This is a genomic window from Arthrobacter sp. 10N418, assembly GCF_056394725.1.
In genome coordinates this window covers 40,208-49,116 of the sequence record NZ_JBFTIK010000024.1, presented here as the reverse complement: position 1 = coordinate 49,116, position 8,909 = coordinate 40,208, and the positions used below count along the sequence as shown (strand labels likewise).

The window sequence follows — 8,909 nt, the reverse complement described above, 5'->3', positions numbered from 1 at the left end:
AATTGGTATCAACAAACTTGGCACACTATTGAGTTCTCAAACAACAGACACACCCGGCACCACCACAACCACACGGTCACAGATCGCTCCGGAGCAACTTCCCAAACTTACCCGACCCCGGAAGTCTTTGCAAATCCGCATTCCTGCGCTTCACATTCCTCCGGGAAGGCCCCCACCCGGTTCCGGCACACACAAAGTGCGCCATTTTCCAGGCTGTTCAGAAGGGGGTCGGTCGCTATCTTTCCGCATCAGCGGCGGCGACTCGAATTACTTTACACGCCGGGAGGACCGGGCACAAATCGGCCCCCACCACGCACCGCACACCCGCAGAACCCCGCAACGGCGCGGAAAAGGGACAGGCGCACGGCCTGCCGCGGCCACCTTCAGCGCAACCGGGGCGCTGTGTACTGGCTCACACCCCAGGTGTGCGGCTGGCGGCGACGGCTCGTTCACTGTTGCAGCCGCAGCCATCACGTCGGGCAACTCGACACGTGCAACCCGTCTTCTCCCAACCCTCGATAGTCGCTATCAGCGTAAGGGCCGAGACCAGCATGGTCACGGTGAGCTAGTTGGAGTCGGTTCGGCTGGCGGGCGTGGCGACGGTGGCGGGCATTGCGCTTGTAATGGGTGACGGCCTGAAGCCCTTGACCACTAGCCAGAGGCCAAGCGAGAACTCCCAAAGAGCGACCGGGAGCGCGGCGAGCAGGGTCACGGTGGAGATTCGGTCGATGACGCCGAACATCGTGAGGATGACGGCAGTGAACTGCAGGGGCGCTCCGATGAGACCAAGCACGGGAAGGACACGCGGCACGAGGCCCGAGCGGTACAGCAAGGTCCCCAGCAACACAGCGTTCACGGCTGGCATGAGGCTCTGTCCGAGCAGGAACGTTCCGTTGTAGAACGCGACGAGCCCATCGCCCACAGTGGTCAACGAGGTCGCGTCCGCTCCGGAGGCACCGGCTTCTTGCAAGGCAACGAGGGAAAGGATGCTCGCGACGCCCGCGAAGATCATGGCGGCTTCAATCGTGCGACTGGCGACAAAGCCCAGCGCCATGCCTTCGTTTTGCCGCTTGACCACCGGGAACAGCGTGACGGCGGTGCCGATTCCGGCGAGGCCGACGATCACCTCGAGCAAGCATCCCCAGAGCGCGCCAGTGTCGGCGGTGGAGCTGATGATAAAGTCCTTGCCCTTCACGGGACCGTACAGTGTGAGCGTGGGGATCGAAACAAAGGTAATCAGGTAGAAGATACCTGCCACGAGCGCGGTCTTCCTCGTCGAAGTCACCGGAATGCCTTCCGTTGTTGACGCGATGGCGGGCGAGCGATAGCCCGCCCAGTTGTTCGGCTGCGGCATGATATGTTCCGACCTTCAACTGGGTCCCAGTGTCGTGCTCGGGGGAACACCCGTCAAGGGCTTGGCTTGCCGTAGGGAGAATCGGTTGCGCTGCGTCGAATGACGGCCCCTTCTACGGGCCTTCGAGCAACCCCTGGACCTGGTGGAGGAACTTCCGTCCGCCGTCGGTCAGGGCAGCCTTTTCACCGAACGTGCGCTCCGGGACTTTCAGCTGCAGGCAGTCCAACATCCAGCGCACGTCCGAATAGAGGTCCTGGGCTACATCCAAGGGCACAGGTTTACCGCCCTCCACCCGGAAACCCGCCGCGCCCAGGGTATCCGCGATCATGTGCCGCCGCTCTTCCCAATCCGGCGTGGACCCCGCAAGCAGCCAGTGGACCACCAGCCGGGTCACAAAGGCCGTCGCCTGATCCGCCGGGAAGGCCACCGCGTCGGCGAGGCAGTCCCACAGGGGACGGCCGCCGTCGCGCATCTTGCGTCCGGCCGGTGACAGGACCAGCCGGCCCTTGCTCTTCCGCAGCAGCTTCCAGGCCTGCAGCTGCTGCCGCAGCATCAGAACGGGCACGGTCTGGCTTTCGCGGTTCGCCGCGCCCGGCCAGCGGTAGGCCCAGCCGAGGTCACGGACGGCCTGGCTGACCACGGCAGGTTTGAGGTAGCCGTCCTGGGTTAATTGCAGGCCGTCCGGGCCCGCCTGGGTCAGCAGCCAGTGCACTGGGCGGACGACGGCGTCGATCTCCTCGTCCGTGGGCGGCTCCGGCCAGAGGCGTTTCGCGAGCTCGTCCAAGAGGCTGTTGAGCGCGGCGGCGTCGAACGCGTCCGGCGCAAAGGTGCGGGCGTCCTGGCCCGTCGCGAACTTGTACCAGTCGGAAAGCTCCTGGTGCTCCTCATGCAAGGGGTCGGCCAGGGCTTCAGTGGGGCGCGCATAGCCGTAGATTCCGCCGGAGTCTTCCACCGGGCCCCGGTTGGCGCCGTCGATGCAGCGCACGGCGCCGGCGGGCAGTTCGGCCGGCCCCACCACCTCGAAGAGGTGCGTCCACGCATCGCCAAAGTCGTATTCGTACTCGAACATGACCGGGGCGGTCTGCTGGGCGTCCAGGAGCTCAAAGAGCACGACGCCGGAAGCCGGCTCGTCGCCCATCTCCTCCGCCGCGTCGTCGGGGCCGATGATGACACGGGGCTGGCCGAGCCGGTCCACACACCGAATGCCAAAAAGGTGGCGGTCCTCCCAGCCGAAGGCCGCCTGGAGCACCCGGTGCAGTTCCGGGACCGTGATGGTTTCCGGCACCAGAAGACGACGCCAAATCTCGGGCTCGGTGCCCTGGATGCTGACGCGGAGGTCGTAGGCGGGGACGGTGGCGGGTTGCATACCGGCAATCTTGCCAGAAGCACCTCAACAGACGGTTGCGACGTCGCACCCGGGCATGCCGCGGGGCAGCCGCTGTCGTTGCGCCACAGACGCCGCGCTGGCTAAAGTGAATGCTAAGCATGCTTAGCATGCGTATGGTGTGCTCACTGCCCGCCCTAAGACGCGGGCGGTGCGACACCAGCAGCTGAGACCCCCATGATCCGGAGGAGCACCATGACTGACCAGTACACGTTCAGGAACCCCGTTACGGCGTACGAGCAGATCGCACCGCCCGAGCAGAGCCAGCCCGAACCCGGCCTGGACGCCAAGCTGACCCCCAAGGCAGACCTGGGCGAGGACAGCTACCGCGGCACCGGCCGGCTGGAGGGCCGCAAGGCGCTCATCACCGGCGCGGACTCCGGGATTGGCGCTGCAACGGCCATCGCCTTTGCCCGCGAAGGCGCCGACGTCGTGATGTCGTACCTCCCGGAGGAGGAAGAGGACGCCGTCCGGATCGCGAACCTGATCGAGAAAGCAGGCCGGAAGGCCGTCAAGGTGCCGGGTGATCTGAAGGATTCGGCTGTGTGCCGGGACCTGGTGGAGACAGCCGTGCGGGAGCTCGGCGGCCTCGACATCCTGGTGAACAACGCCGGGAAACAGGTGGCGCAGGAGTCGCTCGGCGACATCACCGACGTCGAGTTCGACCACACCTACAAGACCAATGTGTACGCCATGTTCTGGCTCACAAAGGAAGCGCTGCCGCACCTGCCGGCGGGGTCGAGCATCATCAACACCACCTCCATCCAGGCGTACAGCCCTTCGGCCACCCTGGTGGACTACGCGTCCACGAAGGCTGCGATCAACAACTTCACCAAGGGCCTGGCCCAGCAGCTCGCGCCCAAGGGCATCCGGGTGAACGCGGTTGCGCCCGGTCCCATCTGGACCCCGCTCCAGGCCAGCGGCGGGCAGCCGAAGGAGGACCTGCCGGAGTTCGGCAAGGAGACCCCGCTGGGCCGTGCCGGCCAGCCGGCCGAGCTGGCTCCGGCGTACGTGTTCCTCGCCTCGGCCGAGTCCAGCTATGTGGTCGGTGAGACCCTTAACGTCAATGGCGGCATGCCGACGCCGTAGCCGCCGGCGCGGTAATCGCCAGCGTTGTGCGGGCTGGCTCTGGCAGTGGCCGGCAAGCCAGTGGCTCCTCCCGGGATTTCGGGAGGGGCCACGCCCGTGTGGGGACAGTCCGCGCCCCCACAGCTACCGCCAGCGTGCCCTCACCGTTCCGGCAGCAGCTCCTTGCTCCAGAGCACTGTGCCGTTGGCGTCCCGGAGGCTCACGGTGAAGATGTCGCCCTCGCCCAGATCGACATGTCCGAAGTACTGGTTCTCGCCACTGCGCGGGGACTCATTGGCATACTTGCCGGTCTTGAAGAACTCCACTTCGGGCCCGAACGTTCCGTCCAACTTGTTGGGTCCGAAGCTTCCGGCGTTGATGGGACCTGCCACGAATTCCCAGAAGGGATCGAAGTCGCGGAAGGCCGCACGTTCCGGGGAGTAGTGGTGGGCCGCGCAGTAGTGCACGTCGGCCGTCAGCCAGACCACGTTCTTCACCCGGTTGCGTTTGAAGGCCGACAGCACCCGGGCGAGCTCAAGCTCCTTGCCCAGCGGCGCGCCGTCGTCGCCGTTGGACAGGGATTCCTCGTTGACCGGGCCGTCCGGCACCACCAGCCCGAGCGGGAGGTCGTTGGCGATGACCTTCCACGTGGCCTTGGAGCTGCTCACCTCGCGGATGAGCCAGTCCGCCTGCTCCTGGCCGAGGATATGCGTGAGCTGCGGTTCCTTCCCGCCCGTGTTGGGGTCCTTGAAGGAGCGCATGTCCAGGCAGAAGATGTCCAGCTGCAGGCCGCGGGAGATTTTGCGGTAGATCCGGGCCGGTTCAAAACCTGTCCCGCCGGCGCTCAGCCCCGCGATGGGCTGGTACTCCTGCCATGCCTGGCGGGCCCGGGCTGCGAGGACGTCCACGCGGCGCTCGGTGTAGCGGGTGTCGCTGAGGATCTGCCCCGGATACCAGTTGTTGTGGGTCTCGTGGTCGTCCCACTGCGCGATCACCGGCACCTCGGCGTACAGCGCACGGATGTTCTGATCCATCATGTTGTAGCGGTGCCGGCCGCGGAACTCGTTGAGCGTCTCCGCCACCTTGGACACCTCCTCGGTGACCAGGTTGTGCCAGATCTTCCCGTCGGGCTCGGTGACCTGCGCGGTGATGGGCCCGTCAGCGTAGATGGTGTCGCCGGAGTGGATGAAGAAGTCAGGGCGGGTGGCGTGCATGGCCGCGTAGCCGCGCATGCCGCCGATGTCCTCGTTGATGCCCCAGCCCTGGCCGGCGGTGTCGCCGGTCCAGACGAAGCTCTGCCGGCGTGCCTCGCGTCCACTGCTGAGCAGCCCCGTACTCGGTGCCGTGGCGAAGGATCCCTGCGCGGTTTCGCCGGCGTTGCCGTCGGCGTCCTCGAAGTGCATCGTGAGGGCAAACCGTGTGCCGGACGGCAGGCGCTCGGCGTTGATCTTGGCGGTGAAGTCCGTCGCCTCGGACGCGGCGCTCCCCCGGAGCACCCGCTGGAAGGCGCGGCCGCCGCGGAGCGGGGACCCGCCGTCGTCGACGGCCAGCAGGCTGGCCACGAGCCGGCCCGGGCCCGACGCGCGGGACCACAGCACGCCGGAATCGGCGGTGACGTCGCCCGTGGCGATGCCGGACGGGAGGGTCAGGCGGTTCCGGACCAGCGCGACGCCGGATGGCGGGGCCGCGTTTGCGGGGGAAGCGGGGGTTCCGGGAACGACGGCGGCGGCACCGGCTGCGGCCATGGCACCTTTGAGGATGGTTCGGCGGGTGAAAGCAGTCATGCCCTCAGCTTTGACGGTCCGGGTGAACCGCGGGCGACGCCGGCGTGAACGGCTCCCGCCGTCAGCGGGAAGGGCCGGCGGGTCAGCGGGCCGTCAGCGGGCCGGGACTTCGTCCACGAACGCCACGTGGGCGGTGTACTGCTGGTACAGCTGCACGGCGTCGTCGACGGTCACGCGGCCAAAGCTCAACGCTATCTGCAGCCCCTCCAGCTGCGCCGCGCAGGTCTCGGCGGCGCTGACCTTATCCGCCAGTTCGTGGGAGTTGGCGAGGTTCGTGGACAGGGCCGCCGCGGCGGACAACACCACCGCTGCCAGGCAAAGGACGCGCCACACCACGGAATCGTCGCTCAGCGAGAAGACCCCTTGCAGTCCTTCGGTGAACCCTTTGCCCCCGAACGCCGGACCGGCCGTGAGGAAAGCGGCGAGGGCGCTGCCCACAACACTGACGTTGGAGAGCCGGTTCCGGCGTGGCCGCTCCCGTCCCAGGAAAGCGCGGACGGCTTGTTGCTTTTGGTCGATGCGGGCGGAAAGTAATTGACGCGTATCCGGTGTTTCATCCATGACCTGCTACCAGCCTCCCTCGCCGATGGTGCCTGCCTCAGAATCCCACCGCCCTGCTGTCGTGTCCAGACTCGTGTGCCGCCCCGGACCCGCCTTCAGGTCCAAGCCCGCCCCGCGTCAGGTCCAGGCCCGCCCCCGCGTCACGTCCGGACGCCGGCTGCCGGCAGCCCTACCGCAGCCACAACGCCCGCGGGATACTCCTGGACGCAGCCGAGTACGGTTCGCTGGGCAGATCGCCGGCTTTCCAGGGCTCGGTGGACCGCACCGCCGGGGTATGGCCGTGGCCGTCCTTGAGCACTGCGCGGAACGTGGCACCGCCGGAAACAAGCACGAGTCCGGAAAGCAGGGCAACGATTAGTTCCATGATTGGTTCACCTCAGGTGATGGTCGGATTGGATGAACCCAGTCTCGGCAGCGGCCGTGTGAGCGGGCGTGTGACGCCGCTGCGACGCCGCCCATCCCCCCGGCGTAACATGGCTCGTATGGCCGCGACTTGGATCCGGCTCCTCGGTCCGCCACGGATCGAGTCCCCAGGCACTACTCCCCCGCAGCCCAGGGGCCGCAAGGCCTGGGCGGTGCTGGCCTACCTCGCGCTGCAAACGGAGGGCGCCGGCCGCTCCCGGACAGCCGGCCTCCTGTTTCCCGATGCCGCCGATCCCCTCGGTGCCCTGCGCTGGAACCTGTCCGAGCTCCGCCGGACCCTGGGCGGCGCATCGATTGGGGGCGATCCGTTGCGGCTGGAGCTGCCCGCGCCCTGGCACTGCGACGCTGTAGAGTGCGTTGCACCGAGCGGCGGCCTCGATCCGCGGCGGCTTGAGGGGCAGTTGCTGGAGGGGCTGTCCTTCGCCGACTGCCCGGTGTTTGATTCCTGGCTCGCGGACCAGCGGTACCGCCTTGAGAACTCGGTCCAGTCGCTGATCTATGAAGCCGCGCTGACGGCCCTGGCGTCGGGCACTCCCGGCGAAGCGGCCGAGCTCGCCTCGCAGGTCCTGCGCCGGGATCCCTTCAACGTGGACTGCACCGCCGTGCTCGTCAAAGCGTTCGTCGCGCTGGGCGAACACCGGCGGGCGCGCGAGCAGGTCACCAAATGCGGGGACCTCTTCCGCCAGGAGCTCGGCCTGCCCCTGCCCGCGGAAGTCCGTCGGGCGCTGTCGGGTTCAGCTCCGGCGGTGGACCCCGGGGTCCCGGCGAGCGTGGCCACGGTCCGTTCCTACCTCGACGCCGGCGCCGCCTCGCTCTCGGCAGGCGCCGTCGACCGCGGGCTCGATCAGCTGCGGCTCGCCGTCGAACTCGCCCAGCGCACCGCCGACCGGCACCTGATCGCGGAATCCCTCGTGACGCTGGCCGGGGCGCTGATCCACCAGGCCGGCGGCCGCGGCGCCGAGGTCGCCGATTTCCTGCACCGCGCGCTGTCGGCCGAAGCGCCCGACGGCGTCTCCCGGACTGCCGCTGCCGCCTACCGTGAGCTGGGCTATCTGTCCGTGCAGCGCGGCGTTCCGGACCGGGCGGCCGGCTGGCTGGAGCGGGCGATGCAGGCTGCCAAGGGGATTCCCGACGAGCAGGCGAGGATTCTGGCGATCCAGGGCATGCTGGCGTCGGACACCGCGCACTACGAGGACGCGGTGGCGGCGTTCACCGAATCCGGACGGCTCGCCAGGGAGGTCCGGAACCGGCGGCAACAGGCGTTCAGCGAGGCGCTGCTCGGCCGGGTTCATCTGCTCCGCGGGGACGTGGAGCGGGCGGCGGCCTGCCTGGACCGGGCCCTGGAGTGGATTGCGGAGGAGCACTGGACGGCGTTCGAGCCGTTTGTCACCGGGCTCCGGGGCGGAACGTACCTTGCCGCCGGCCAGCTGGACCCGGCGGCGGCGCTGATTGACCGGTCGTGGGTGATGGCCGAACTCGCCGGCGACCACTGCTATATGGCCCTGGCGGCCGGGGCAGAAGCCCGGCTGTTCCTCGCCCACGGCGACCTCGCGGCCGCCGAACACTGGATCAACCGGGGGCTGGAGCCCTCGCCGTGGTACCTCTGGTATTCGGCCCGGCTGCTCGATGCCGCGGCGGAGGTCGCCCTCGCCACGGGCTCGCCGCGGGCTGCGGAGTTCGTGGAACGCTTGGCTGTGATGGCCAGCCGCAGCGGAATGCGGGAGTTCGTCGTGCGCGCGCAGTCCCATCGGGCTCTTCTCGGCGACGAGGCAGCCGCGCAGGCCGTGCCGTGGCTGGCGAAGGCGATCGACAACCCGGCGCTGGCGGCGTTCCTGGCCCGGCGCCACGATGGGTGACCCTGGCATGGGGTGAGTGGGCGTGCGGCGGACGGTTCCACGACGCGCAACCTGGCCCACGACGCGCAAAATACCTGTCGCTAGCGGAATTCCGGCAGCGACAGGTATTTTGCGCGTCGACAGACACTAAAGGGTGCGCAGCCCACCTGGGCCGGACCGCACACCTGGGTTAAGCAAAAGCAGGGCCCGTCAATGACGGACCCTGCTCGAAACCTGTAAGGTTCCGGACTCAGAAGAGTTAGCTGGAAGCTAAGTCTTAGAGAGCCTGGATGTTTACGGCCTGGGGACCCTTGGGGCCCTGCTCGGTTTCGAAGGAGACCTTCTGGTTCTCTTCGAGTGAGCGGAAGCCGGAAGAGGCGATCGCGGAGTAGTGTGCGAAGACGTCCTGTGAGGAGTCATCGGGGGAAATGAAGCCGAAGCCCTTTTCAGCGTTAAACCATTTGACGGTACCAGTAGCCATTATTTTTTGTCCTTCGTGA

General features: G+C 67.6%; 8 protein-coding genes. 2 read left to right on the top strand and 6 right to left on the bottom strand.

Annotation, left to right across the window (positions count from 1 at the left end):
• Positions 1–565: 565 nt before the first annotated feature.
• Both AC1DCZ_RS16600 and AC1DCZ_RS16595 read right to left on the bottom strand, forming a co-directional pair.
• Positions 566–1,354, bottom strand: a complete 789-nt coding sequence (locus tag AC1DCZ_RS16600) for a DUF4386 domain-containing protein (RefSeq protein WP_476975571.1) — start codon at positions 1,352–1,354, stop codon at positions 566–568.
• Between the two features lie 112 nt (positions 1,355–1,466).
• Entirely contained in the window at positions 1,467–2,720 is a 1,254-nt protein-coding gene (locus AC1DCZ_RS16595) for a plasmid pRiA4b ORF-3 family protein (RefSeq protein WP_476975570.1), read from the bottom strand.
• 213 nt (positions 2,721–2,933) lie between these two features.
• On the opposite strand from AC1DCZ_RS16595, the gene AC1DCZ_RS16590 reads away from it, so the two are divergent.
• Positions 2,934–3,827, top strand: coding sequence for an SDR family oxidoreductase (locus AC1DCZ_RS16590; protein WP_476975569.1), 894 nt, complete (start codon positions 2,934–2,936; stop codon positions 3,825–3,827).
• Between the two features lie 140 nt (positions 3,828–3,967).
• Here AC1DCZ_RS16590 and AC1DCZ_RS16585 read toward each other — a convergent pair whose 3' ends face one another.
• From AC1DCZ_RS16585 to AC1DCZ_RS16575, 3 genes are all read right to left on the bottom strand, one after another.
• Complete coding sequence (locus AC1DCZ_RS16585) at positions 3,968–5,590, bottom strand: alkaline phosphatase D family protein (RefSeq protein ID WP_476975568.1); 1,623 nt, start codon at positions 5,588–5,590, stop codon at positions 3,968–3,970.
• Between the two features lie 93 nt (positions 5,591–5,683).
• Complete coding sequence (locus AC1DCZ_RS16580) at positions 5,684–6,151, bottom strand: hypothetical protein (protein ID WP_476975567.1); 468 nt, start codon at positions 6,149–6,151, stop codon at positions 5,684–5,686.
• 169 nt (positions 6,152–6,320) lie between these two features.
• A complete protein-coding gene (locus AC1DCZ_RS16575) occupies positions 6,321–6,515 on the bottom strand; it encodes a hypothetical protein (RefSeq protein WP_476975566.1) in 195 nt (64 codons plus the stop codon).
• A gap of 118 nt (positions 6,516–6,633) precedes the next feature.
• On the opposite strand from AC1DCZ_RS16575, the gene AC1DCZ_RS16570 reads away from it, so the two are divergent.
• Positions 6,634–8,430: an SARP family transcriptional regulator gene (locus AC1DCZ_RS16570; protein ID WP_476975565.1), complete on the top strand. Its 1,797-nt coding sequence runs from the start codon at positions 6,634–6,636 to the stop codon at positions 8,428–8,430.
• 256 nt (positions 8,431–8,686) lie between these two features.
• On the opposite strand, the gene AC1DCZ_RS16565 is transcribed toward AC1DCZ_RS16570, so the two are convergent.
• Positions 8,687–8,890 carry a cold-shock protein gene (locus tag AC1DCZ_RS16565; RefSeq protein ID WP_024365339.1) on the bottom strand — a complete coding sequence of 68 codons (204 nt, stop codon included), beginning with the start codon at positions 8,888–8,890 and terminating at the stop codon, positions 8,687–8,689.
• Between the last annotated feature and the right edge of the window lie 19 nt (positions 8,891–8,909).

Excerpts from the sequence above, each read along its gene's own strand:
- AC1DCZ_RS16570 (WP_476975565.1), top strand. The coding sequence starts at position 6,634 with ATGGCCGCGACTTGGATCCGGCTCCTCGGTCCGCCACGGATCGAGTCC.
- AC1DCZ_RS16595 (WP_476975570.1), bottom strand. The coding sequence starts at position 2,720 with ATGCAACCCGCCACCGTCCCCGCCTACGACCTCCGCGTCAGCATCCAG.
- AC1DCZ_RS16575 (WP_476975566.1), bottom strand. The coding sequence starts at position 6,515 with ATGGAACTAATCGTTGCCCTGCTTTCCGGACTCGTGCTTGTTTCCGGC.
- AC1DCZ_RS16580 (WP_476975567.1), bottom strand. The coding sequence starts at position 6,151 with ATGGATGAAACACCGGATACGCGTCAATTACTTTCCGCCCGCATCGAC.
- AC1DCZ_RS16585 (WP_476975568.1), bottom strand. The coding sequence starts at position 5,590 with ATGACTGCTTTCACCCGCCGAACCATCCTCAAAGGTGCCATGGCCGCA.
- AC1DCZ_RS16590 (WP_476975569.1), top strand. The coding sequence starts at position 2,934 with ATGACTGACCAGTACACGTTCAGGAACCCCGTTACGGCGTACGAGCAG.
- AC1DCZ_RS16565 (WP_024365339.1), bottom strand. The coding sequence starts at position 8,890 with ATGGCTACTGGTACCGTCAAATGGTTTAACGCTGAAAAGGGCTTCGGC.
- AC1DCZ_RS16600 (WP_476975571.1), bottom strand. The coding sequence starts at position 1,354 with ATGCCGCAGCCGAACAACTGGGCGGGCTATCGCTCGCCCGCCATCGCG.